Source organism: Pedobacter immunditicola, assembly GCF_037482985.1.
In the GTDB taxonomy this organism is placed as follows: Bacteria; Bacteroidota; Bacteroidia; order Sphingobacteriales; family Sphingobacteriaceae; genus Pedobacter; species Pedobacter immunditicola.
In genome coordinates this window covers 272954-298830 of sequence record NZ_JBBHKC010000001.1, presented here as the reverse complement: position 1 = coordinate 298830, position 25877 = coordinate 272954, and the positions used below count along the sequence as shown (strand labels likewise).

23 protein-coding genes are annotated in these 25877 nt (G+C 39.4%); 7 read left to right on the top strand and 16 right to left on the bottom strand.

Translation table 11 applies throughout. From position 1 onward, the window contains the following. Positions 1 to 2: 2 nt before the first annotated feature. The 6 genes from WG905_RS01245 to WG905_RS01220 all read right to left on the bottom strand — a co-directional run bounded on the left by WG905_RS01245 (position 3) and on the right by WG905_RS01220 (position 8937). Positions 3 to 680, bottom strand: coding sequence for a DUF4998 domain-containing protein (locus WG905_RS01245; protein ID WP_339589869.1), 678 nt, complete (start codon positions 678 to 680; stop codon positions 3 to 5). A 25-nt stretch (positions 681 to 705) separates the two neighbouring features. After that, a complete protein-coding gene (locus WG905_RS01240) occupies positions 706 to 1899 on the bottom strand; it encodes a DUF4959 domain-containing protein (RefSeq protein ID WP_339589868.1) in 1194 nt (397 codons plus the stop codon). A gap of 16 nt (positions 1900 to 1915) precedes the next feature. Further along, positions 1916 to 3829: a RagB/SusD family nutrient uptake outer membrane protein gene (locus WG905_RS01235; RefSeq protein ID WP_339589867.1), complete on the bottom strand. Its 1914-nt coding sequence runs from the start codon at positions 3827 to 3829 to the stop codon at positions 1916 to 1918. 67 nt (positions 3830 to 3896) lie between these two features. Beyond that, positions 3897 to 7301 carry a SusC/RagA family TonB-linked outer membrane protein gene (locus tag WG905_RS01230; RefSeq protein ID WP_339589866.1) on the bottom strand — a complete coding sequence of 1135 codons (3405 nt, stop codon included), beginning with the start codon at positions 7299 to 7301 and terminating at the stop codon, positions 3897 to 3899. Positions 7302 to 7370: 69 nt separating this feature from the next. Further along, the gene (locus tag WG905_RS01225) at positions 7371 to 8324 is read right to left on the bottom strand and encodes a FecR family protein (RefSeq protein ID WP_339589865.1); all 954 of its coding nucleotides are present in this window, start codon (positions 8322 to 8324) and stop codon (positions 7371 to 7373) included. Positions 8325 to 8391: 67 nt separating this feature from the next. Further along, positions 8392 to 8937 (bottom strand): RNA polymerase sigma factor, encoded by a 546-nt coding sequence (locus tag WG905_RS01220; RefSeq protein WP_339589864.1) that lies wholly within the window; start codon positions 8935 to 8937, stop codon positions 8392 to 8394. A gap of 391 nt (positions 8938 to 9328) precedes the next feature. Between WG905_RS01220 and WG905_RS01215 the strand changes: the two genes are divergently transcribed. Both WG905_RS01215 and WG905_RS01210 read left to right on the top strand, forming a co-directional pair. Then, positions 9329 to 10027 carry a zinc metallopeptidase gene (locus WG905_RS01215; protein WP_339589863.1) on the top strand — a complete coding sequence of 233 codons (699 nt, stop codon included), beginning with the start codon at positions 9329 to 9331 and terminating at the stop codon, positions 10025 to 10027. Positions 10028 to 10136: 109 nt separating this feature from the next. Continuing rightward, the gene (locus tag WG905_RS01210; protein ID WP_339589862.1) at positions 10137 to 10904 is read left to right on the top strand and encodes a phosphatase PAP2 family protein; all 768 of its coding nucleotides are present in this window, start codon (positions 10137 to 10139) and stop codon (positions 10902 to 10904) included. Between the two features lie 13 nt (positions 10905 to 10917). Here WG905_RS01210 and WG905_RS01205 read toward each other — a convergent pair whose 3' ends face one another. The 3 genes from WG905_RS01205 to WG905_RS01195 form a co-directional block, all read right to left on the bottom strand. After that, a complete protein-coding gene (locus tag WG905_RS01205; RefSeq protein WP_339589861.1) occupies positions 10918 to 11265 on the bottom strand; it encodes a nuclear transport factor 2 family protein in 348 nt (115 codons plus the stop codon). A gap of 119 nt (positions 11266 to 11384) precedes the next feature. Further along, positions 11385 to 14150 carry a hypothetical protein gene (locus WG905_RS01200; protein ID WP_339589860.1) on the bottom strand — a complete coding sequence of 922 codons (2766 nt, stop codon included), beginning with the start codon at positions 14148 to 14150 and terminating at the stop codon, positions 11385 to 11387. Between the two features lie 135 nt (positions 14151 to 14285). Beyond that, positions 14286 to 16316 carry an FAD-dependent oxidoreductase gene (locus WG905_RS01195; RefSeq protein WP_339589859.1) on the bottom strand — a complete coding sequence of 677 codons (2031 nt, stop codon included), beginning with the start codon at positions 16314 to 16316 and terminating at the stop codon, positions 14286 to 14288. A 357-nt stretch (positions 16317 to 16673) separates the two neighbouring features. Between WG905_RS01195 and WG905_RS01190 the strand changes: the two genes are divergently transcribed. From WG905_RS01190 to WG905_RS01175, 4 genes are all read left to right on the top strand, one after another. Next, positions 16674 to 17420, top strand: a complete 747-nt coding sequence (locus WG905_RS01190) for a glucose 1-dehydrogenase (RefSeq protein WP_339589858.1) — start codon at positions 16674 to 16676, stop codon at positions 17418 to 17420. A gap of 267 nt (positions 17421 to 17687) precedes the next feature. Next, positions 17688 to 17924, top strand: a complete 237-nt coding sequence (locus WG905_RS01185) for a hypothetical protein (protein ID WP_339589857.1) — start codon at positions 17688 to 17690, stop codon at positions 17922 to 17924. A gap of 268 nt (positions 17925 to 18192) precedes the next feature. Continuing rightward, entirely contained in the window at positions 18193 to 19326 is a 1134-nt protein-coding gene (locus WG905_RS01180) for a DmpA family aminopeptidase (protein ID WP_339589856.1), read from the top strand. A gap of 11 nt (positions 19327 to 19337) precedes the next feature. Then, entirely contained in the window at positions 19338 to 20168 is an 831-nt protein-coding gene (locus tag WG905_RS01175; RefSeq protein WP_339589855.1) for an aminotransferase class IV, read from the top strand. A 53-nt stretch (positions 20169 to 20221) separates the two neighbouring features. Here WG905_RS01175 and WG905_RS01170 read toward each other — a convergent pair whose 3' ends face one another. From WG905_RS01170 to WG905_RS01160, 3 genes are all read right to left on the bottom strand, one after another. After that, the gene (locus WG905_RS01170) at positions 20222 to 20719 is read right to left on the bottom strand and encodes an SRPBCC family protein (RefSeq protein ID WP_339589854.1); all 498 of its coding nucleotides are present in this window, start codon (positions 20717 to 20719) and stop codon (positions 20222 to 20224) included. After that, positions 20706 to 21035 carry an ArsR/SmtB family transcription factor gene (locus tag WG905_RS01165; protein WP_339589853.1) on the bottom strand — a complete coding sequence of 110 codons (330 nt, stop codon included), beginning with the start codon at positions 21033 to 21035 and terminating at the stop codon, positions 20706 to 20708. The genes WG905_RS01170 and WG905_RS01165 overlap by 14 nt, the downstream gene beginning before the upstream one ends. 93 nt (positions 21036 to 21128) lie before the next feature. Then, a complete protein-coding gene (locus tag WG905_RS01160) occupies positions 21129 to 22700 on the bottom strand; it encodes a PQQ-dependent sugar dehydrogenase (protein ID WP_339589852.1) in 1572 nt (523 codons plus the stop codon). Between the two features lie 217 nt (positions 22701 to 22917). On the opposite strand from WG905_RS01160, the gene WG905_RS01155 reads away from it, so the two are divergent. Beyond that, positions 22918 to 23388: a DUF6265 family protein gene (locus WG905_RS01155; protein WP_339589851.1), complete on the top strand. Its 471-nt coding sequence runs from the start codon at positions 22918 to 22920 to the stop codon at positions 23386 to 23388. Positions 23389 to 23580: 192 nt separating this feature from the next. Here the strand turns inward: WG905_RS01155 and WG905_RS01150 are convergent, their stop codons facing one another. The 4 genes from WG905_RS01150 to WG905_RS01135 all read right to left on the bottom strand — a co-directional run bounded on the left by WG905_RS01150 (position 23581) and on the right by WG905_RS01135 (position 25759). Continuing rightward, complete coding sequence (locus WG905_RS01150) at positions 23581 to 24210, bottom strand: DinB family protein (protein ID WP_339589850.1); 630 nt, start codon at positions 24208 to 24210, stop codon at positions 23581 to 23583. A gap of 38 nt (positions 24211 to 24248) precedes the next feature. Further along, positions 24249 to 24716, bottom strand: a complete 468-nt coding sequence (locus WG905_RS01145; protein ID WP_339589849.1) for a VOC family protein — start codon at positions 24714 to 24716, stop codon at positions 24249 to 24251. A 16-nt stretch (positions 24717 to 24732) separates the two neighbouring features. Beyond that, positions 24733 to 25104 carry a DoxX family protein gene (locus WG905_RS01140; protein ID WP_339589848.1) on the bottom strand — a complete coding sequence of 124 codons (372 nt, stop codon included), beginning with the start codon at positions 25102 to 25104 and terminating at the stop codon, positions 24733 to 24735. Positions 25105 to 25183: 79 nt separating this feature from the next. Beyond that, positions 25184 to 25759 carry a Crp/Fnr family transcriptional regulator gene (locus WG905_RS01135; protein ID WP_339589847.1) on the bottom strand — a complete coding sequence of 192 codons (576 nt, stop codon included), beginning with the start codon at positions 25757 to 25759 and terminating at the stop codon, positions 25184 to 25186. Positions 25760 to 25877 lie beyond the last annotated feature (118 nt).

The following is a 25877-nucleotide window of genomic DNA, read 5'->3' as shown; positions in this document are numbered from 1 at the left end:
GCTTAATTTAACCTTAAAGTATCAATCTTACTGTAAAATGTGTCGATAGATAAAGAATCCGGTTTAAATAAGGTCCGGTAATAAATTTGACCCGGCCGCTTAACGGTTGTTAATGTGGTCACATTTTCGGTAGTGGGTACCCGGTAATTAGTTACCGTACCATTAGTTTTTGCATAGGTGATGTCAACACCTAAAGCTGTCCCCTCCACTAGTCCCCAATTTATCCTGTAACCATTATTCGTTAGATAGGTTGTACTTTGGATCCCTCGGTTAAGTAAGGTAACTTCATAATTCTGGCCGTAGACCCGTCCGCTTATATAAGCAGGAACCGAACGGATCTGATCATCGTGTATGGTGATCACTTCAAAACTGTAGTTGCCTTCCTTCATTTTCTCTAAAATTACATTGATGGTATCAACCCCAACAGTTCTTTTGATTGCTATTTCCAGAGAATCAGCTTTATTATTCCAATAAATTCTCGCTTTAGTAATTTTCGGGTCTGACACTAACCTCCAAGATAACTTAATTCGGTTTTTTCCTGGAAAAGCCCTGAGAGAATCAGCTTTTCCAGCATAAGCAAGTTCTTTTCCATTCGTATATTTTTTGTAATCGTCCATTTTCGTGCATGCTAATGTCGCAACAACACTAATGAGCAGCAGTAAAAGAATATTTTTTTTCATCCTTGAATTTTTATTTGTTTAACATTTACCGTTCACTGCCCCATAAAGTAACTTCTGCTATTGCCATATTTGAATTCCCGGTCCAATTCAGCAGACACTTTATCCTTAGATACTTTATTGCCGGGGCGTCCGCAAGTAGGTTGAAATTATCACCTGCTTCCCAAGCTTTCTTGTCTTCTTCAGAATATTGTCCAATTGGTAATCCAGAAGGTTTTACTTGTTCATGAGTTCCTAATTTTATCCACCCGTCCCAACTCCCATTGCTTGGAGGAGTTCCAGGATGTCCCCAGATTTCATATTTCCTCATGGTGCGGTTTTGATATTGGTAGTAATTACTCACCCTCATTCGGCTTAACCGTGCTTTATTTGCTAAGGCAAAAGTTACATGCAAAGGTTTTCCATCATTAGGACCTTGAGTAGTCATGCTTAGGCCAGGATTGTAAGGATTACTAAAAACTGTCGACCATCTGCCGTCCCACATAAAATGCTTTGCTATATAGCTCAAGCCTTCATAAATAGGAGCATCACCGGGTAAGGTGATGTCTGTATATGGCTTTTTAATCATCTCCTCATGCAATGGTGTTAGTTCATTAATTAAAGTATCAGAAGAGTTTTCCCAGCGGTCTCTTATGAATACCCCTATTTTAGTTTTTTCACTACGCATGCCCCTAAAAGAATGGCTTACATTTTTTGCCTTGGAATAGTAAGTTCCATACTGCTTAAATACGCCCGATGAATCAGTAGCGTATAAGATCACGCCGAGATCCGCTTCACTTTCATTCTTAAATTTGATATTTATCCCTCCAAAATCCTCGATGACCTCTACCGTTTCAAAAACCGTACGGAAGGGGGGAGTAAAGGGTTTAATTTCGACGCTCAAAGGCGCTGACCGCTGTTCGCTTTTGTTAACGGCATATACTTTTACCTCATAAGTATCCGTATCTCCGAGTCCATCAATTTTAAGTGTATTAATATAATGAGAGGCTTTAAATTGCCTTACTTTACCACCTTTAGTATTTACCTCAGCAAGTACATACAAGAAGCTTGGATCAGTGGGAATTGAATAAGTAAGAACAGCCCCACCAGGTAAATTTTCCACTGAAACATTGGAAATGTTTCCAGATTTAACTGAATCCTTTTCAAGTGGTGAATTAATTTCGTCCTTACACGCTCCAACAAAAACGGCAAGAATTGCGAGTAATATTATCTTTAATTTCATATGAATAATTTTATGTTTACCAACCAGGGTTCTGAACTAAATTTGAATTAACAGTTAGATTTGACTCTTTTATGGGCCATAAATAATCCCTGGGAGATACAAATTGCATGTTATGTAATGTTCTAATCCTGTAATAATCATTTGTAGTACTTCCGTTTACATCCCAGCCTCTTACTGGCATATTCTGCAGAATTTCGGCTTTCTTCCATCGCCTTAAGTCCCAAATCCTTGAGCCTTCGAAAGCCAACTCAATCATTCTTTCCTGATGAACTATTTCACGTAGTCCTTCTTTTGTTGAAGGCTTATTAGGGCTTTTAGAATGCGCTTGCCATGACTGAAGAACCCCTTGCAGACCAGCACGTGATCTAATTTTATCTAACCAGACAAAAGCTTCAGTGCTATTCCCTGCTTCATTTAAAGCTTCTGCATATAACAGATAAAGGTCAGCTAAACGCATTTCCGGTCTTGGATATTTTTCAGTGGTATAGCTCCCTGCATTAGTTTGAATGTATTTCCAATTCACTAATTTTTTTGGCCAATAGCCTGTTACATTGTAATATTGATCTCTGATTTTTCCGTTATTCTGGCCGAATTTCGCATGTACATAAAAAGATGTATTTTCATCACTTTGGTTAGGGCTATTTTGCATGAACCATTTTGCGCCATCAAAAGCTACACTGCCATAAAATCTATTTTCGCGGTTAAAATTTAGCTTTGCTGTCGTAAAACCCTCTAATATGTTAAAGCGTTCTGCACGTGTAGCAGTTGCCAGCTCAAACCGTTTATCGTAAGCCCAATTTTTATCTTCATTTATAGGAACACCCTTGTCACTATAAAATAACTCTGCCATACGCATCGTTACCGATAAATAGGAAGTCCATTGTGGAGCAACAGTTAAACGATGATCAATTTGACCAGCCATAGCCCCATTCTGAATACCTGCAACCGCCGTTTCCTGGTGGTCTGTAAATCCCCATATTAATTCACTATTCCACTTTTCTGTTACTGCACCTCTGATGTTCATTTGAATTCTGGTAGAATCAGAAATTTTTCCTATGTTTTCAGAAAATTGATAAAGAGAGAACCCGCCTTCTTCTGCAGCATCTAAGGCTGCTCTACCTGCGTCAACGGCTTTCTGCCATTTGGAAGGATCATAAGTCGGATTTATTAACTGTATACCATCTTTGTCTTTGAAGTTCGCATAATCTGAATTACCGTTAAATAATGGACTTGCAGCCATTACTAATAAACGTGCCTTCAACATTAACGCGGCAGTTTTAGTGGCTCTACCAGATTCTGTAGATTTATTCTCGATGGAAGCTGGTAATACAGCTGCTGATTCATCTAATAAAGAAGTGATATAACTCACAACTTCATCGAAAGGATCGCGTTTTACTTTTACTTCAGCCGGAGATGCGGAGATGGGTAAGTTTTTATCTGTAATTGGAATTGGACCATACATCCGAAGAAGCACAAAATGATAATAGGCCTTCAGAAATTTTACTTCTGCAATCCATCGCTGACGCATTTGCGGGTCAAGATCTAAGATCTTTGATTCATCGCTTACATGTTCAAGGAAAATATTACAATCCCTTATAGCCTTAAAAGTAGGCCTGGCATGATTCAAACCATCCCATGCGTTCACAAATGGGTTAACCTTATTCTGTTCACCCATAGCAATTTTCCAAGGAGATTCTAATCTATAATTATCACCGTTGTAAGTCCATAATTCATCACCACCAGTAAACATAATATTTGCTACAACCGGGTCATTACTTCCTCGGTTAAAGGGGTATGAGTAGCAAGTGTGAAGATATTTTTCTGCTTCGAACCGATTGCTGAAAGCATGGTCTATTGTAGCCACATCATCAGGAACTACATCTAAAAATTTCTTACAACTTCCAAACGTTATTAGGGTTGCTAATAGCATACAAAAATTGAATAGGTGTACTTTCTTTATATTGAATATATTCTGTTTCATTCTCTTTTATCTTAAATTAAAAACCAACATTGACTCCAACATTTATAACTCGTTGAATCGGATAACCTAAACCATTGCCTGCCATTTCAGCATCCCACATTTTGAATTTGCTGATGGAGAATAAGTTAAGGGCATTAGCATAGAGCCGGACGTTTGAAAACTTCACTTTATTCAAAATACTTTTTGGAACATTATAGCCTAATTCAACACTTTTTAAGCGCATAAAAGATCCGTTCCTCATCCACCAGGTTGATGATTGCATGTTATTTGTAACTAATTGATCAGACAACCTTGGCCAGAAGGCATAGGTATCACGATTATCTTCTGACCAATGGCTATTAGCCACATGAGTTAAAAGGCCATTTTGATTTCCTTCATTCTGAGCAAGATTTAATGGATTCTGAACAAAAGGAGCAATATTACTCGGATTTATCCAAAAAGATGAACGGGCAGATCCCTGAAAAAAGGCGCTGATATCAAATGCCTTATAACCATAAGAAAAGCCAAAACCAAACACAATTTCTGGCATTGTTGGATGGCCAATTGGAACATGATCCAAATTGGTAATTTGACCATCGCCATTAACATCTCTGTACTTGATGTCTCCTGCCATATAATTACCGAAATTCTGGCGTGGTGAATTAGCGACTTCAAACTCATCTACGAAATATCGTTCTGCAATCAAACCAAATACTTGATTTACTGGATAACCAATCTTTGACAACAATTTCTCACTGGCTGTGTAATCAGGTTCCTCATTTACCAAAAGCTTACTTTTCGCATAAGTGAAATTCCCTCTGAATGAAAACCATGAGGCGTTTGAAAAAGACTTAGAATAATCCAATGCTACTTCAAAGCCCTTGCCTTCTGCCTCTCCCACGTTAGCCTGGATCGGCGCATTTAAGCCCATGGTAGTTGGAATAAAAGCTCTTGACATTAAGATATTTTCCCTTTTCTCATGAAAAACATCTATGTCCACGTTGAGCGCATTATTGATGCCTATTTCTAAACCTAAATTGGTTTTATAAGCCTTCTCCCACGTAATTTCCCGGTTTTCATATCTTGTGACATTCACACCCGAGTTATATTCCGTGTAGTTTTCACCAAAGGAATAGCCTTTGCCTGCGAAATTCATGTTAACATTGGACAAATAAAAGAAACGGTCATTCTCTTCCCCGATCTGATCATTACCAACAAGACCGAAAGTTCCTCTTAATTTTAACTTCGTGATGGTTTTCTCAAATTTCTCAAAGAAAGGCTCATTTACAATATTCCAGGCTAGACCCACTGATGGGAAAAAACCAAAGCGATTCTTTTCATCAAATCTTTCAGATCCATTATAACCAAAATTGAATTCAGTTAAGTAGCGGGTATCATAACCATAGGTTAAACGCCCTGATATTCCCTGGTTTCTATGTGGCAAAGAGTTTTGTAGTGTAGCAGCATTTCCTGTTAAATAGTTACTCGCCAATCCGATTAACATGGCACTCAAATCATGTTTTTTACCAATCACTTTATTATAGGTAGCTGCTGCCTCTATATAATTATATGTGTTTGAGATTTTATCTCCCGGACTATACGTTAAATATTCGGTTCCACTCCCCTCATTTAACAATTGTAGGCCCATGAAACCTTCCTGGGGGTCCATGTTTGCACCGTAAAAGAAAGGTTTATACTGACGGGATAACGAAAAAAAAGAATTTCTTCTTGTATAAGCCATTAACCGGGCTTTTAAACCGGGTATAAAAAAATCAAAGTCCTGCTTTAATTCAAACTGAAGAGTAACTTTTGAATTTTCCTCCTGTTCAAATCCTGAAACTGCATTAGCAAAAGGATTGGAATATAAACTCCCATTTTCCCGATGAGCATTGCCAAAAAGTGTATGTTTGGCATATGGCGAATAATCTTGAGAATAGTAAGCTGGAAACTTCACCGGATTTGACCATAATGCTTGGGAGAATATCCTGCTCCCCCCTCCTACAGGTCCGTTATAAGCGTTGAAATTCCCAGTTGTTCTGATGATACCTTCGGTTGTTGGAGTTAGTTTCACGTTAACATTCGATCTCAATTCATAGTTAGTTGCCTTGACATTACTGTTAAAATTATTAGTTGCAACTGTTTTCAACACACCATTATCCTGATTTACAGTACCGGCTATATAATATACTGCTTTAGCTCCCCCACCATTTAAATTAAAATTTAAGCGCTGGTTGTTTGTATAATCTTTAATCATCAAATCAATCCAGTTATTGTCCGGATAAAGCAGCGGATTGTCACCAGCCATCGTATAATCAATTTTTTCTCTCGGATATGGCGTGCCCCTAAGTGGATCACGTGTAGCGGAAGCTTCATTTGCCAGTTTCATATAAGTAATGTTATCTGCTAATTGAAAATTCTGTGTATTGGCAGACAAGCTGTTTTCGAAACGAACATTGAATTTTGTTTTGCCTTCTGTTCCAGATTTGGTAGTCACTAATACCACACCATTTGCCCCTCTAGCTCCATATAGCGAGGAAGCAGTAGCATCTTTTAGAATTGAAAAACCTTCAATATCATCAGGTTGTATTCTTGCCAAATCACTTGAAGATACCTCTATGCCATTGATAAGGATCAGTGGATCCTTTTTCCCTGTACCGAAAGTGGTTACCCCACGGATAAAAAAATCAGCATTGTCTCTGCCAGGCTCCCCACTACGTTGATAGGCAATCACACCCGCAATACGGCCCGCTAGCATTGTTGTTAAATTACTGGTGGGTCCCTTCAATTCCTTAGGATTTATAGTGGTTACAGAGCCAACCATGGTAGATTTTTTCTGGGTTCCAAAGGCTACAATAGCGACTTCATCTAACTGACTATCTGCAAAGTCCAATTCTACATTAACGATGTTTTCTCCTTGAACAGGAACTTCTTTTTTAACATAGCCAACCATGCTAAAAATTAAGACACCATTAGCGGGAACTTTTATAGTAAACCTGCCATTAACATCAGTCGATATTCCGGTTGCTATATTGGACTTAACCGTAACAGAAGCTCCTGGTAAAGTACCTTGCTTATCTCTTACTGTACCTTTGACAGTAATTTGGTTGATTGCCTGATTTGGCGTTGCGGATTCCAATTTAGCGATGATCACATTTCCACCGCTTTTTTGGGCTGAAAACCCCAATTCCGACAGCATGGTTAACAAGGGTACATTCTGGTAATTTCGATTTAAAACCTTTGTGGTAGAAATTTCTTCAGGATTATAAACAAACTTAATTTTAGTTTGCTTCTGAACATCAGAGAGTACCTGCCCCATGTTTTTATTCGAGGTATTAACCGTTACACGTGCAGACAAATCTTGTGCTGAAGCTATTTCAAAACATAAGGAGAAGTAAAGAAATAGCATAACGGAAGACCATTTGATAGGTAAATTTTCTTTCATACTTTAAATAATAAGAGGTTTAGTTGATGGTTTAATTTGGTCATTAGGTTTGTGGGACTGTTATAGTGGTTATTTAAATACGATGATCTTCTCTGATGAAATTTTGTAATGTAAATGATGCACTGTGCTGATCGTCATTATTATTTCTTCCAAAGGTTGGTTAGAGGAAAAAGTCGCAGTGTATTTCAAGCCTTCTGGTACGCTTTTATCAATTACGATCGATCGTCCATAAATTTCCATTAATTTAGAAGCAACTATCCTTAAGTCCAGGTTATTAAACTCGATGTTTTCATCTGGTGTTTTCCTTGCCTGACGTTTTATTTCAACAGCATCGTTACCTCTTTTTATAATTTTATCACCTGCAAGCAGTATAGCATAAACCTTATCGCCATTGCTTACCTGCACCTTTCCGGTTTTAACTTCGACTTTTTGTAAGGTGTTTTTGGTCGACATCAAAAATGAGGTTCCTAATACCTTGGTAACCAAGCCATGTTTGGAATGAACTATGAATGGTTTTTGCTTATTGGGTTTAACATCGAAAAAACCTTCGCCATCCAATTTAGTTTGACGTACAGATCTACCATAAGAAGCAGCCAAATAGAGTGAGCTGCCTGCTTTAAGAACAACGGAACTGCTGTCTGGAAGCCAAATCAACTGGTCTGTCTTTGCAAAATAACTTGCCGGACCTTTTTCAAAACTTTTAAAAAACAAAAAACCCACACTTAATACAGCCACAATGATTGCAGCATAGCTCAGGTACGAAAAAATCTGAAGTGACTTGCTAGTCTTAGAGGTTTTAGCCTTAGAATTTAATACATCTAATTTATTTAAAAAAAATGCCAGTTCTTCATTAGACAAAGCCTCAATCTGTGCATGGATATCATCGAAAATAGAATCAGCTTCTTCTCTGTCACCTTGAGTGATGGAGTAATAAAGTTTTAAAAATTTCTCCCTGTCATGATCCGTTAAGCGGTCATTTATAAAATCCTTAATAAGGTTTTCTGAATCAGTATATTTCCCCATCTAGAACCTATACGTATGGAAAAGAAATATCCCCCTAAATAATTAAAAAAGAATTAGCAGGTGAAGATCAGAAAAGGATAAAGTAATGCTTTTTCAAATATGCCTTAATGAATATTGAAATTTTCGCAATATGACGCTCTACAGCTTTAGGAGTGGTATTATTTGCAATCGCAATTTCGTTATAAGATTTCCCATTAAATCTGCTGCCAATGTACATTTCTTGTTTTTCCGCTGAAAACGCACTAATGGCATTAAAAATTATTTTATTTAATTCTTTAAAAGCAATGCGATCCCTTGTATCAAATGAAATTGGTTCAGCAAGTAAGTTATTATATACTTTTTCTGTTTTATTTTTACGAACATGATCTAAAAACAGATTTTTACTAATGGTACGGAGATAGCCTTTTAAAGATTGATTTTCATTCAGCATGCTTCGGTTTAGCCATAAACGCAAAAATGACTCTTGAACTATATCTTCGGCCAGTGCCTTATCATTACATAAAAAATACACCGTAGCAAGAAGTCGTGGTCCGTATAATTGATAAAAAGTGTTGTACGCATATTGACTTCCTGCTTTGATTTTCATCAACGTTTTTAAATCTTCAGGCTGCATTTTAGATTCGTTCTTTAAACTTATTATTTGGCTATTAATGTATTATTTGGTTCTTGACTAATTATTAAATCAGTCATCGTTGACGTACCCGTTATTTTTCGGCTTATAAAAAGCAATTTTATAGGTTGCGTACTGTGCACAATAATCTCCTAACATAGGAGGTAACATTATAATTGATTAATAATAATTGAATATATTAAATTATTATTAATTCCTAGTGTTTACCCAAAAGCTTTTAAAGTATTTGTTATTAAAAACTTAGTGTTTTGACATTATCAAAGCCTTATAATTTCACCATAAGCGTAGGTATTGCACATTTTTGACTTATAATTCTTAAAAATCCAGCTTTCTATCGTTAATTTTGTATAGCTTAAAATCTAAAAAAAATGTTATGGGATTAATAGGTTATTATCTTATTGCGGGGATCATGTTTATTATTGGGCTTATTGTTAGCAACAGGCTCAAACGTAAGTTTAACGAATATAGTCAGATTGGCCTTAGGGTTGGTTTGAGCGGGAAGGAAATTGCAGAGAAAATGCTTTCCGATAACGGCATTTATGATGTTAGCGTGCTTGCTACTCCCGGTCAGTTAAGTGATCATTACAACCCGGCAAATAAAACCATTAACCTGAGTCCTGATGTTTATGAAGGACGGAGTATAGCTGCAGCTGCAGTAGCAGCACATGAATGTGGCCATGCGGTGCAGCATGCCACGGCCTATAACATGCTGAATTTACGCAGTGCAATCGTTCCTTTAGTGAACATCAGTTCCCAACTTTCTCAATGGATCATACTTGCAGGAATGGGATTTTTAATTGGCGGAGCAAATCCTACTATTTTCCTTATCGGAATTGCATTGTTTTCCATCACTACCCTATTTACGCTCATTACATTACCCGTTGAATATGATGCCAGCAACCGCGCATTGAAATGGCTTGAAAACAATAACATGACCACTCCTACTGAGCATGATAAAGCCGCTGATGCACTTAAGTGGGCTGCACGCACCTATTTAGTAGCCGCAATCAGTTCAATTGCTACTTTACTTTACTATATCCTTCTTTTTGTGAATGGCAGGAGCAGCGAATAAGGGTTGAGCTTAAAATACCATGTAGATCCTGGTCACGAAGATGAGTACAAACTTGCATAAATGTTGCTTATGATTGCTTCTTTACCTAGGTAAATCAATCTCTAAACAAATGAAAACTCGTGTAGGATCTAGCTTAATTTTACTTGGGTTAGTTTTCTCTTTGAACTGTTATAGTCAAAAGGATGCTCAGGTAAATCCAACAATCTACAAAGAACTGACATATAAACCCCTGAAAACCAATGCCATTATTATTCCAATGGCATTCGTAGTCTATGGGTTTAGTTCGCCACAAGTAAGGCAGCTTCATAATTTAGACGTCAATACGCATACCGAGTTACAGGAAGATTTTCCAAGTTTTAGCTTTAAAGGAGATGATTATCTCCGCTATGTACCCATAGCTGCAGTTTACGGGCTTGATCTTGCAGGAGTAAACAGTAAACATAATTTTACTGACCGCACAGCCATGCTATTAATTTCTACTGCGATGATGGGTGCGACAACGGACCTTACAAAAGGAGCTACAAACAGGCTGCGCCCGAATGGCGCAAATGATCACTCTTTTCCATCGGGTCATACAGCTATGGCATTCATGGCGGCTGAGTTTATGCACCAGGAATATAAAGACGAGTCGGTATGGTACACGGTGATCGGTTATTCGGCTGCGATAGCTACGGGCGGCCTGCGCTTATATAATGGCGCTCATTGGTTCAGCGATGTTGTTGCAGGCGCTGGCTATGGAATACTTTCCACGAAAATCACTTACTGGGCCTACCCTTTTGTCAAAGAGAAATTGTTTAAGGGTAAATCAAACAATACAGTGCTTGTACCCATGCACCAGAACGGGCTTACCGGATTTACCTATATCCGTAAATTCTAATGCATTACCTCAATTATTTAACCAGGACGTAGCTGGTGAGTTGTTTGATTTTTTCGTTTTCCATATGGAACACGTCACAAAATACGGCATCCAACGTTCCGCCATCCTTTCTTTGACTTTTAACAGCTCCTTCTGCCACGACAATATCTGCTTCTTCGACCAATCGGGTGACTGTAATGTTCGGCCGGCCTACGAACGCTTCATTTTCAATTTCTTTGTCAAAGGCCTCTTTGCCGGTATGGTAAAAAAATCCAGGCATTTCCCAAATCACATCGTCGGTTAAACAAGATAAAATCTTGGAATGGTCACTGTTTGAAAAGCCCTCCATATACCTGGTTACAGTTTCTTTATTAGCACTCATTTCATTAAGTTTTGAGTTACACCATACAAATCTGAAGGATAACATGAAAAGCAATAAGGTGTTTTTATTCTCTCATCTTTTTTACGGTGATGCCATTCATTGATGAAAACATCATAAGTTTACTCAACAGGTGTTATCGTATATTTTCCTTTTGAACCAAGGAAAAACACGGTGTGCTTACCTTCTTCAACCTTAACATTGAATTTCACTTTACGCTGGGTACCCGTGATGTTCCAATCACCGGCTTTCATTCCGGCAAGAACTACCTGATAATTCCCTTTGACAGGAATATTCAAAATAAACTCTCTGTCGATTAAATCATTATGCTTACTCATGCTCACTACCCGATCAGCCAGGATGATCACGTGGCTCACTTCGGTCTCGAAATGTTTAACCGGCAAAGGTTTAGTTTCATCAGCAGCTACCTGCAATACCGTCAGAAAACGATCATTCCCATTTGAAATATGAGGTGTAATCAGGATCCGGCTTCCTTTTGCCTCTGCTAAAGTCTCACTTGGCACTTCGTATTTAAAATTAAAGGAACTGTTTGCATCCTCACCGCTTCGAACCTCAATTTTGCGGTCTTTCGCAGCCGGAAGCAGCATTTCAACATGCGTCTTTCCAACCTTCCCTTGATATTCATTATGGAGAACAAAACCATTGTCGGTTATTACAGGTGCATGGTGTGCATTGATTTGCCAGTATTTCTTAAATTCAGGATTGCTGGTCGTCATGTTATCCGTTAAAATAATGGCTGCGGGGATGTCCTTTCTACCTAAATTCAGAAACATGAAATTCCTGTGGTAAGCACTTATTTTGGAAGAATAAGCACCGGTCAGGTCAACGGAAAAATAACTAAAAAGGGGCTTAAGTTTTATGGGGCCGAAATCTGCAGACAAAACCTTTCCGTTACTGAACATAGTGTCCGTTAGCGTCTCTTCAGGTGTTTTTGGATTCCGCTGAATAAGGCGAGTACCACCGTCATTGGATTCCGTGTTCAGAAATTTTTCTTTGGGATCTACCGCCAGCATCATGCTATGGGAAATAGACCGCTTATTGAAATTCATATCGTAGGGCGTGCCGTAAAACTTATATAATCCAATATCACCGAACTGAAATCCACGGAAATAAAGTTGTATGGAACCGGCATCACTATGCTGATGATTACCAGCATGATAACCCCCGCCTTTAATTTCAGCAACTACATCGTCACTATTTGCTGTGAAATCCCAGCCCGTACGGGCGATCATAGCACCCAGAACAGGACCAAAGTCTTTAGTTAACGGTAAAGTTTCGCGGCTCGTTTCTGCTTTCAGTTTCGGATCATTCAAGAGCAGAAAAAGTACCGGATTATTTGGCACTCCGCCCTGGCGCTGAAAATCGGCTTTAAGAACTGGATCTGCGGCATAGGAATAGGCCAATAACATCGTGGATGGGCTACTCCAATAATAAGGTTTGCCTGGCGCGCCGGAACTAAAACCATCACCATCACGTAGCATTTGTCCATCTGGGGTACGCATATAAAGCCATTGATGATGTACCTTTTTGATATTGTCATCGAAAACAGTTTGACCTGTCATCCCATAAAACAACCATGCGGCATGCATGTCCCAGTTAAAACGATAGGCCCCATAATTAACACCCTGGTTATGACGCGGCGACTGGTATTCAAATTTACGCATTGGCACTAATTCTTCCAGAACGGCATAAGAAGTGTATTGATAAGGTAATGGATTTTCATCATAAATAGCAATACTCATCGATAACAAATCGCGGCACACCTGGGCTTCGTTACCATGTCCGTTTACAATTTTCTGCAGAAATGGCGGCCAGCCTATTTCCATATCATCTGCTAACCTCATCAGGTTATCGCCAAACACTTTTTTCTCTTCCGCAGTGAGGAGGTCATAGCACCAGTCATAAACTTCAGACGCTGTAAATATGGCTCTTCCAATTTCTCTGGTAATATCCAATAGGTTACCGAACTCTACATTCGACAAGTATGCTGACATCAGGGCTATTGATTCGCGGCCTACCGTTTTATCACCCGTCATCAGGTAATAAAAAGCTTTATTTTCTGCTGCACTTTCCAAGTTGGCATCGTGGGCCATTTCAACAAGCGGATCGTACTTAAAAACAAAAGGTGTAAGCGCTGCCTTTTTTACTTTGGCCCAGGCTGCCTTATGCTCCTCCTCATTTAATGCCGCTTTAACTTTTGGTAAAGTCTGCTGATTAACCCACAGACGTGGCCTTGAATTGGGCGGCACAATTCCCGGTTTATAATTTTGCGCTGCCAATGGTATCCCTGGTGGCGTATAAGGTAAAAACTCAATATATTCCAACCTCACACCCCGAGGTAACCAAATCCTAACTTCTTGCTCCTGTCCGGTAAATTCAAATTTCCCTGAAGTCTGCAAAGGCCGGTCCCAGGGAACATAAACCACTCTTTTTGTAGGGCGGATATCGTCAATCTGGATTCGCATGAATAAAGACTCGTATTTACCTTTGGCTTTTTTCATGAGTGCAGCGCCTTCCTTATCGGTCACTGCATAAGAACGCATGATATAGCGACCTGCTTTTGGCAATTTAACCGTAAACACTAAATCAGCAGCCGAACGCTCGCCATCCAAGGCGGCTTTAACACCAGCTTTTAGAGTCATCCCTTTACCATTGCTTAACAATTGATCAGCTACGATTTCTGTGGATGATGAATTGATTTTTACAGATTCAGCCCCATAACGCTGTTTAATGACTTTGGCTGTTATTTCATTTGCCGGCATTTTGGGAGCACCATTTGCAAAACCAGGTGTTGTGACCAGCAAAAGCACCAACACATTTAAGTAACAGGCCTTCATTTTAAGTACACTTGTCGCTTTAATTTTCATTAGTATATATATTGTTTTTTAATGGTAATGAAGCTATCATGAGCAATTCATTTCTGTTTATGAGCGGTATGCTCATGATGGTTGAAGAAGCTTATGTTGCTGATGATAGGATCATCAGCAACATAAGTTATTGTATTATATCGGTTTGAAAATAACAGCATCTGCTGTTACCAAACCATCGGCATGCTCAGTGGAAACTTCGACAAAAGCATTTTTACCTTTTGTTAGTTGATAAGTACCTAAACTTACCCATTCACCAGAAGTTAATCCTAATTCCATGATATCAGCAGTTTTTAATAAGGTGGTACGATTTGATTTGCCATCAAAAATCTTATACTTGGTTTGGCTGGTTCTACCAGTAATCTTAGGAATATATACATACACCTCATGTTTACCGTTATTTTTAATCTCGGGAACAAATCTGGCAGTGCTCACCTTTGTAGAATTGGCATCAAACAGCAATAAACTACGACTGTAGCCACCCCCAACGCGCTTCCAGTCGCCCGCTATTTCCATATTTAATTTATCATCATTATCCACCAGAACTTCCAAAGGTTTATTGTTAAGCAAGGGATTTCCAGTCAAACGTTTTTGAAGTGTTTTAACATTTACCTGTTGAACCGGAAGTCCGGCATCAATAGCCATTACCGCAGCGGTAGCAGCAGATTGCCCCATTACCATAAATACAGGCTCCATGCGGATGGAACCAAAGGCAATGTGTGATGCAGATAAACAGACAGGAACCAACAGATTTTTACATTCCGCTTGTTTGGGAACAATTGCCCGGTAAGAAATAGGAAAAGAATTCCTGACTGGCTTTTGGACATCACCCTCATTTTTAACCATCCCATTGATGACAATGCGTTGAATGTTATGGGAATCCATGCCATAGGCCGCCATACCCACTGCATCATCTACCACCTCTACCCCTTCACAATGTTTTTGAGTCATCACCAGATCACTAACCATTCTACGGGCCTCGCGGACATATAACTGGTTCGAAAATCCATTCTGGTCCTTGAACTCATCTTTGGCATAACCCCAGGAGCTCATGTCTTTTCTCACAGACTCAGGTACAGCTTTGTCGTTAGCCAGGAAGTACAACATCCCCTTTGTATAGTCTTCATGTGCCTTCCATATTTTTTTCCTGGTATCATAATCACCCTCAGGGTACTGATGGTTCGCACCGATCATATCAGTAGAAAAGCCACCAAAATTATTAAAGTCAGTTTTACCGTTGGGCATGTGTTTAATCAGGAAATTTCCCTTATTCTCTATTTCATTTTTACCAGTCAGTTTTTTAATGGTGAATTTGCCATCAATTCCCACCCATTTTTCTTTTTCAATGACCCTCGTTAGTAAAGCATAATCCTCAGGATTATAGTTATCCGGACGGGTGAAATCAATTTTATTATCCTTATTTTGTGTTAAGCATAAACGGAAATTATAGGCCTGAATTAATTTATCACCACTGCCAATAGGTTTCAAGGTAGCGTCACTGATGCCGTATAGCAAACCACTTTCAGGTTTCCCAGGAATTTTATAGGGGTCAATGCCATCAGGAAACTGGTGAAAATCTGAAAGCTGCACACCATTATAAGTCTCCCCATACATGCTGTTTGCCTCCCTTCCAATAGTGTAAGACACACCGGCCTTTGCCATCAGATCACCTTCATAGGTGCAGTCGATAAACATTTTAGCCTTGATGGTTTTATTAGTGCTTTTTGAAGGCTGATCAGAAACCTCCAGGCTAATTTCTGTAATGTAACCATCCTTTTTTGTCACCCCAGTTAATCTCAGGTTTCTCATTACATTTAATTTGCCTTCCTTAATCATGTCAGCATAAACTTTATCTGCCACATGTGGTTCAAAAGTCCATTGTTCTAATTTTCCGTAATGGTTACCCAATTTCCGGTAAAACTCCCTGGCTAATCCAGTAATGGCGAATTTATTACCAATATCTGTTGCACCAAGGCCACCGGTGGTTAAACCGCCGACATACTTGCCAGGTTCAATGACGATCACCGTTTTGCCCAATTTCTTTGCTGTATAAGCAGCAATGATGCCCGCTGAACTCCCACCATACACAACAACATCAACTGATTTGATTTCTTCGGCTTTAACGTTTAAATGGATGAACATTACGCTTACGACCAGGAGTAGCATTTTGAATTTTTTAATTAGCGATTGATTCCACATAACATTCATTTTGGTAATTCTTATGCAGAAAGTTTGTTTCTGCTCAATTATAATAATAATGATTAAATACAAGACTAATATATAATTAATTAGATAGTCCAAAGTATAAGTTAGCAAATTTTTAATTTTAAGGGTACGTAAACAATACACTAAGGCAACTGATTTATAGGAATCCGAGCAGCCTGTCAGTGGTACTTACCTGAAGTAAAAAGGTCATTTACTCAGGTACACATCCTATTGTATTCACTCTATTCAAATAGCATGCAAAAGAACATTTGGCTTAAATGCGGGTTATATAAATTAATACTGAATTAGATCAAAAACATGAAAAGGCTGGAAAACAAAGTCGCCATTATCACAGGAGCTTGTCAGGGAATGGGAGAATCTCATGCAAGAATGTTTGTTACTGAGGGCGCTAAAGTCATCATGACTGATATCAATGAGGACCTGGGATTGAAAATAGCATCCACTCTGGGAGAAAACGCCATTTTTATCAGGCATGATGTCACAAATGTGGAAGACTGGAAAAGAGTCATTGCAGAAGGGGAAAGCAAATTTGGCGCTATCAATGTGCTGGTAAATAATGCCGGGATATTGGGCCCGATTAGCAACACCGCAGATTTAAGTGAAGATGACTACCTTAAAGTTTGCGCCATTAATCAGCATTCAATTTATTATGGAATGAAATACATCATCCCATCAATGTTGAAAGCCGGAGGAGGTTCTATTGTAAATATATCCTCCATATCAGGGATCATCGCGATTCATGGATTTCCAAGCCTGGCTTACATGGCCGCCAAGTCTGCAGTCAGGGGCATGACAAAAGCTGCAGCGGTAGAATATGGCGCCAACAACATCCGTGTAAATTCTGTACATCCCGGCTATATTAAAACGCCGATGAGAGCGGCAACTGTAGTTGAAGGCGGCGAAGACGTCATCAAAATGATACCACTGGGCAGGCTGGCCGACCCTAAAGAGGTAAGTTGCCTGGTTACTTTTTTAGCGTCTGATGAATCTTCTTATTTAACCGGCACAGAACAAGTTATTGATGGCGGGATGAGTATCCAGTAAAAAAGCCTTTAGCAAAATAAGTTAAAAGGCAGCCTGCGGCTATCAATAAAGTCCAGAGAATGCGCAGTACGGACGGATTAACGGGTACCCTTTCCCGGTGATTAAAGCTGTTTTCCATTCTTCATCTTTTAAATAAGTTAATCAGGAAAACTGATATATTACTACACAATTACAAACAAGATTTTACACTTTTATAATTCTCTTTACCCGGTCAAATATCAATTAAAAGACTAATATTTGTATGTAACGCTCCCACCTTAAAACAATATGAAACAACTGCTTATACTTTTTATGGTCTTCCTTTCCCTAAATGCTTATTCACAAAAGGAAACTGACCGATGGGTAACTTATATGACTCCAGGAAGCTTTCATCAAAAATTGGAAAAATACACTGGAGATTTCAAAGTAGAGATCACCATGTGGATGAGTGCCGACAAAGTGCCAATGATCGATGATGGGCATAGACTATCAATCTATCAGTATACTTGGCTTCAACACCATTAATCAACAACTCAGCCTCACTTCGTTGACAAATATGGGAACCGGCACTTTAACTTTAGAAGGTGCCTGGGATGAAAAAGCAATGGCAGCTGATCTTTAAAACTGACCTTCCCAGATGATAATTCAATATTAATTGAAAGGTATGACACCATGGAAGGTATGAAAGAGCGAAAGACCACACAATACTTGCTGACCAGGAATTAAGAATAAAGAGCCTTAAATTTAGTTTATATTTAGGGAATTGATACATTAGCAACCTTTAAATGTCTTTATGAAGAACCTATTCCTTTGTATCTTAATTCTATGTACCGCTCAGCACGTAACCGCCCAACAAAAAAAACGAGCAAGGGATTATGGGTTGCAATTTGGCGTTATTCCTACAGGAAAGCAAAATGCGATAATTGATGTTGCAGGTGTAAAAGTTGGACATACCACCTTAATTAAAGGCGATCATATCAGAACGGGTGTCACTGCGATCCTGCCTTTTGACGGGAACATTTTTCAAAACAAGGTTCCAGCGGCCATTTTTGCCGGAAACGGCTTTGGCAAACTTACTGGCAGTACCCAGGTGGCAGAACTTGGTAACCTGGAAACACCCATCATTTTAACCAATACCCTCAGCATTGCTGCCGGCATTGACGGTGTGGTGGAATATACCCTTGGCCAACAAGGTAATGAAACCATACAATCAGTAAATGCTGTTATTGGGGAAACCAACGATGGTTACCTGAATGATATCAGAGGCAGGAACATTACTAAAAATGACGTATTAGCTGCCCTTAAAAACGCAAAATCAGCCGTTACTGAAGGTGCAGTTGGTGCCGGTACAGGAACTGTTTGTTTTGGATTTAAAGGTGGCATTGGCACCGCATCGCGCCTGTTGCCAAAAAGTCTTGGCGGCTATACTGTAGGTGTATTGGTTCAAAGTAACTTTGGCGGTGTATTGCAGGTTGATGGGGTTCCGGTGGGCAGGGAGCTTGGAAAGTTTAATTTCAGCGATAAGCTGATGAATAATGCGGATGGTTCCTGTATGATCATCGTTGCGACAGACGCTCCACTGGATAGCCGAAATTTAGAAAGGCTTGCCAAACGTGCATTTATGGGCCTGGCTAAAACTGGCGGCATCGCATCTAATGGCAGCGGCGATTATGTAATCGCCTTCTCAACAGCAGAAAATTTGCGTGTCCCCCATCAATCTAAACAGTCACTGAAGCAAGTTGAAGAATTATTGAACGACCAGGTTTCACCACTTTTCATGGCAGCTATTGAAGCTACAGAAGAAGCTATTATAAATTCTCTGTTTGCAGGGGTAAGCACGACAGGCAATCAAGGGAAGGTAGAAGCGCTTCCGCTTGAAAAGGTGATCCCTATATTAAAAAAGTACAATGCAATTAAAAAACAGTAATTTTATTTAACGTGAGTAAATACATTATCGTTAACGACGACTTTTTACCTGCAGCAGCTGCATCGGTATTAATTACAGACCTGGCCATCCAAAGAGGCTATGGCATTTTTGATTTCTTTAAAACGATTGATGGTCAGCTGATGTTTATAGACGATCACCTGGATCGTTTCTTTCATTCAGCAGCAGAAATGCACCTGCCCATTCATAAAAGCAGAACGGAACTTGAAGCCTTGCTGCTCACCCTGATGGAAAAGAATGACTTGCACGATTCCGGTATCCGAATTACCTTAACCGGTGGCTATTCTCCGGATGGTTATACCCTGGCGGAGCCCAATATGATCATCACCCAGTCTGCATTCAGTAACCCAGACTTCAATTCAAAAGGGATTAAGCTGATGACCCATGAGCACCAGCGCCAGCTTGCTCAGGTTAAAACCCTGGATTACCTGATGGCGATCAGGTTACAACCGCTAGTGAAGCAACAAGGAGCAGACGATATCTTATATCATTATAACGGGATAGTGAAAGAATGCCCGAGAGCAAACTTTTTCATCGTAACCAAGGATAATGAAGTGATCACTACTACTAGTGGTATTTTAAAAGGTGTGGTAAGGAAGCAGCTTTTGAAGATGAGCGACAGCGGATTTAGCATTAGTGAAAGAGATATCAATTTGGAAGATTTACGTCAATGCAAAGAAGCATTTATCACTAGTTCAACTAAAAATATTCTGCCAGTTACAGCAATCGACGGACAACTCATTGGTGATGGTACTGCGGGCGAAGTGACGACAGCTTTAGCGGAGAAGTTCAAAGAAGTCATCATTACCGGTATGTTGAAGTAATTAAGAACATAGGATAATGGGCTGCATCGCGAAGGTGATGCAGCCCATTTAATTTAATCTCTCGCCAGTAATTCGTCAAGATTACCAAGGGCAGCTGTAAAGCCTTCTTCAAAGCCCATCTCCACAATTTTTTGCAGATCAGCAGCAGAGTCAAAAGTAAGTTCAACAATTACTTTTGCACCTGAATCCGTTTCTAAAAACTCATTATTCCAGTACATTAATGGAAAATCAGGTGTGCGAACACCGTTCTCATCACAAAATGCATCAACCGCCGTAATAGATTGATGGGGTATGATGATCTTGTAGTCGTTGCGACACCAGGATTTCTCCCCGTCAGGACCTTCCATCACATATAGCCAATGGCCTCCCTCTCTGAAATCCATATATTTTGTTCTCGCTTTCCAGGGCTTGGGAGCCCACCATAAATCTAACAACTCGCTTTCTGTCCACGCTCTCCATACTTCCTCACGTGAGGCATCAAATTCCCTTACCACATGAACCTTGTTGTTCGTTAAATCTTTAGAGATTTCTGTTTGCTTAAGTGTTTTCATGATTCTTGGTTTTTAGATTGTGTAATACATCATCCAATTGATTAAACCTGTCCTCCCACATCGCTCGAAACGGCGCTAACCAGCTATCCAGCTCTTTCATTTTCCCGGGATCTAGATGGTAAAAAATCTCTCTACCCGATTGTTCCTGTTTCAGGAGCTGGCATTCTGTAAGGATCTTGATGTGCTTTGATACGGCTTGCCTGCTACTGCCAAAGTGATCAGCAATGGCATTAGGTGTCATTGCCTGCAGTGCAATTAAGCTCAGGATAGCTCTGCGGGTCGGATCAGCGATTGCCTGAAATACGTCTCTTCTCATTTTAATTCGCTTTACTAGCAACCAATCAGTTGCAAATATACGCAATTAATTAGTTGCACAAAAAAGGGCTAAATAAAATTAGAAAAAAAAACTTTACTTAAGACTTCTGGCTGCCTTAATTTCCGCTGCAGTTATTTTACTTCCCTGATTTCCAAAATTGGTCCTGACGTAGGTCGCTACATCTGCCAATTGTGCATCGGTTAAAAAATTAAAACCAGGCATATGCTGATCATATTTTTCGCCCTTCACTACAATTGGGCCCGATAAACCCTTTAAAAGAATTTTAATAAACTGATCTTTTTTGCCTATAAACTGCGGCGCATTTTTTAACGGAGGAAACATCCCGGGAATACCTTCACCGTTTGGTTTATGACAAGAGCTGCAATAGTTGTTGTAAACTACAGCACCAGAAGATGTTTTAGTGACTCCGGACTGGGTTTTGACTACAGGTTTCTTTTTTACAGGGATCGCCTTAGCGTTTAAAGGCGCCTTTTTAGCAAAAGAAATCCTGATGATTTTATCATCGGTTAATTTTGGATAACCAGGACCTGGATTCCAGTCCCTGTTACTGGTAGAAACAAAGATCTCTCCTTGAGGTGACACACAAATACTTCTTAATCTTCCGAATTTTTGTTCCAGGGCAACGGTTTCTGAAATCACTTTATCGCCTGCAGGATTAAGTTTTAGAATTCTTAAAGACTGCGATTTTAAGGTAACCATCAGTAAAGCATTTTTTAGTTCAGGAATGGCATCGGAATGATAATAAGCCAAACCTGCCGGGGCAACAGTAGGCGTCCAGGCAAAAAGCGGATCTTTACTGTTATTTTCTTTGGCAAAGGCCAGCTCCTCTTTAAGATCCGCTTTCCCCTCAATGTGAGGCCAGCCGTAGTTTGCACCCTTAAGAACAAGGTTCACTTCATCTCCAATGGCATCGCCATGCTCTGCGGTGTAGAGTTTACCGCTGGTAGACAAAGTCATACCTTGGGGCACCCTAAATCCATGAGCCCAAACCGGATTCCCTTTTATCGGGTTATCGTCTGGTATACTTCCATCAATATTTAAGCGCAGCAATTTCCCTTTCACACTATTCAAGTCCTGGGCATCTTTACGATACTGGCCATCACCAGTAGCCCAAAGCAGCTTCCCATCAGGCGCAATCAGCATCCTTGATCCCATATGACCTGTAGACGCAGGATATTCCATCAATACCAATGGATTAATTAAAGTATCAGGCGCATAATCATACCTGACCAGTTTATTAAAAACTAATGAATCCTTTAAATAAATATAATTTACAAATACTAAAGGATGCTTTTTAAAATCCGGATGGATAGCCATACTCAATAGCGCCAGTCTTTTCTTATAAACCTCACGGATATGGATCAAGTTTGTCCTTTTCCCTGTTTTAGGATCAACTTTACTGATCTTCCCATCTTGTTCAGTAAACCACAGCTGATTATCCGGTCCCCACAGTAACTCCCAGGGACCATTTAGCCGATCAATTATCGTCTTTGTTTGAATGCGATTGGTATCAATTACATTTCCAAAGGCGTATTGCTTAAGGGGCTCCATAGTTGCGTTTTCAGTCTTATGAATATAGCTGATGAGCGGCAGCAATAAAAAAGGTGCAGCTAAAACTAAAAGAATACGAATGGTTCTATTCATGTCGATTGTGGGATAAAGGTTTATCGTCAGGAGTTTCATTCCTTAAGGCAACCTGTGTACGTACCCGAAATTACAATTTAATTCTAATTAACAAGCTATTTTTCTGCAATTTCAGCGTTGGTTCGTCACCCTTGACAAAACAAATTCGGTTACCAAACAATTATCTTCGTACTTTTAAATGTTCTCCTGCAAACCAGTAATTACCCGTTTTTAAACTATGAAACTGACCTTAAGCATTGTGATCACCTTTCTATTGACTGCATTAAACGCTTATCAACCCGGCACATTTAAACAACTTTATCCCTTAATTGGGGGGACCTGGGAAATGCAGACAAAGACTGGTAAAATTTGTGAAAGCTGGATCAAGGTAAATAAATCTGAACTGGCCAGTAAAGCTTACCGAATTAATGGGAAGGACACCATTCCTGAGGAGAATGCCCGCTTGGTATTAAATGGAAATGCAATTTACTTTACTCCAATTGTAGAAAACCAGAATGCAGGTGAAGCAGTTCAATTCAAATTAATTAGCGCCGATAACCGTAAATTCACGTTTTCCAATCCAGCGCATGATTTCCCGCAAACCATTGTTTATCATTTTACCGGCAAAGACCAGCTCCACGCCTGGATTGAAGGCAAAAACAAGGGAAAGGAACAAAAGATCGACTTTTACTATAACCGGGTTAGATAAAAAGCGACGGATGACTCATCCCTTATTGTTCCCTTGACTTTCTGGTGTTCCTTCAATTTACCTTAAGGCTGGAGCAAGGTATTTGTTAATGCCGCGTATGGAATAGCCTGATATAAATATGGCCCGGCAATTTGCCGGGCCATATTTTAACTCCAAAATTTATACGTTCCACAAAGCTTTTTCGAGCGGAACTTATTTTGGAAAGTTCACATCAGCTTTTACTTCATCTATTTGAGCCGTATGTCTTGCGGTATGACCAGCAAGAAACAACAACGCCTGGTAAGAATCTACAGGCCCCATAGGCGAGTCGCCGATGTGATTACGTAAATCTTCTACAGAAACACTGTCAAGATACCCCAAAACAGCCTTCCTGCTATTTTGCAAATCAGTAAGCGCAATGTTGGCATCAAGGTATTTCCCTTTCAAAACTATGTTTTCCGGAGCTTTTGCTTTGAAACTTCTGTCGGTCACCCCTTTAATGACATCCTCGTCTTTCATTTTAACATCCTTCTTACGTTCGGGATTTGCAGGTGCTTCCATCCCTTTTTTGGCAAAATCAAAAATCATTTGTTCTGTCATCACGATATGTTCCAGGCACTGGCTAATGGACCATCTATCTGCTGCAGGTTTGAAATTTAACTGAGCTTCGCTTAAACCTTCCACACTTTTTTGAAGCGCATCAAAAGTTTGCTGGTAATAGTTGAGCAAGAAATCCTTTCCGTTTGCTGGAGCTACCGTTGTTGTACTTTTTGTATCAGTTTGTGCCGACAGATTACCAACAGCGAGTAGCGATGTCAGTAAAAGAAGAAATAACCGTTTCATAATCTGATATTTAAATTTCTAAAAGCATTTGTTTGAGCTTAGTGGATGGAAGTGGCAGCGGTGTTTTTATCTGAAGCTTGTTGATCAACTGATTTATTATCAAAGTTAATCATCCAGCATACACCGTACCTGTCTTTGAAAGAACCAAAATAATCTCCCCAAAACATATCCTCCATTGGCATTTCAACAATTCCTCCTTCAGAAAGGGCATTGAAAATCCGATCTGCTTCTTCCCTGCTGTCAGGAGATAACGATATGTAATTGTTATTACCCACCTGTAATACATGGCCCTGAGATGATACACAATCTGAGGCCATCAAAAACTGGCCATCGCCGATAGGTAAGGAAACATGCATCGCCAGGTTTTTTTCCTCTTCAGACATGTTTTCGGTACCAGGAGCAGTGCCCATTTTTTGGATAAATAATTCGCCACCGAAAACGGATTGGTAAAAACGGAAAGCTTCCTCTGCATTTCCGTCAAAATTAAGATAGGGATTGAGTTTCATAACGTTAGTTTTAAATTTAAAAATGAATTGATAATTGATAATTGATTTTATAAAAGTCGCCGGTTTTTGTTGTTTCAACTTTTTTAAGCACTCCCTCGTCATATCCCAACGCAAAACGGGAATAAGGCATGGATAAGTTAAGGTGTTCGATGTGAACAATTGTAGCAATTGCACCATCTAAAATAAACATAAATACAAGTAATAGTGCTCCAATAAAAAGTGTTTTAGGAATGGCATACAGTAAGACGCCTACCAATAGAATGATACCCAAAACAGCAACTACACTTTCGGGGTTCCGTAGTTCAACTGTACCATTAATAACGATACCGGATTTCACTAACTTCCAAAATACATCAAATAGCAAAAATATAATTTCACGTATTTCCATAACTTTTGTATTAAGGTATTGAAATCAAAATTAAGGCTAACTTCTTCCAATCTACTTGCCATAGGACAAGAAATATACGTTAGATCTCTTTTACAAGCTCTTTTCTGATACGGCTTAGTGAAGTGTCTGTAATACCTAAATAACTGGCAATAAACTTTAACGGGGCTTGTTGTAATATTTGAGGATGCTGACGGTGTAACCTCTTATAACGTTCGCTGGCAGAATCAGTAATCATGGAAATGGTGCGTTGTTTCAATTCAAATAAACTTTCAGCCATCCAGGATCGCCCCCATTCGTTCAGCCCTTTGATTGAGTGATACAAAATCTGGAAAGACTCCAGATCAATGGCATAACATTCACAATCAGTTAATGCCTGGAAGTACTCAACCGTAGGAACCCTTTGAAATAAGGAAACCATGTCAATGGCGATATCATTTTTACCAATAAATCCCGTCGTGATGTCATTACCGCTATAATCATACACATAGGACCTGATTAATCCGTTTTCCACACAAAAATAAGCGTTTGCCACCTGTCCGCTCTTAAGTATGAAATCACCCTTGTTAAATCTATATTTTTTATGGGCCTCAAAAATTGTTTGAAGTTCCTTTGTGGTTAATAACGGATGTTGATATATGGCCTTTAAAGCTTGCATTTCCGAGACAGAATTTGGAATTCAATAACCTAAACAATAATCACTAAACTTACCATTTTGTTTAAACTATTTTGAGATTTATCTGTTTACAAGTGTTCATGATATTTATCTTTAAATT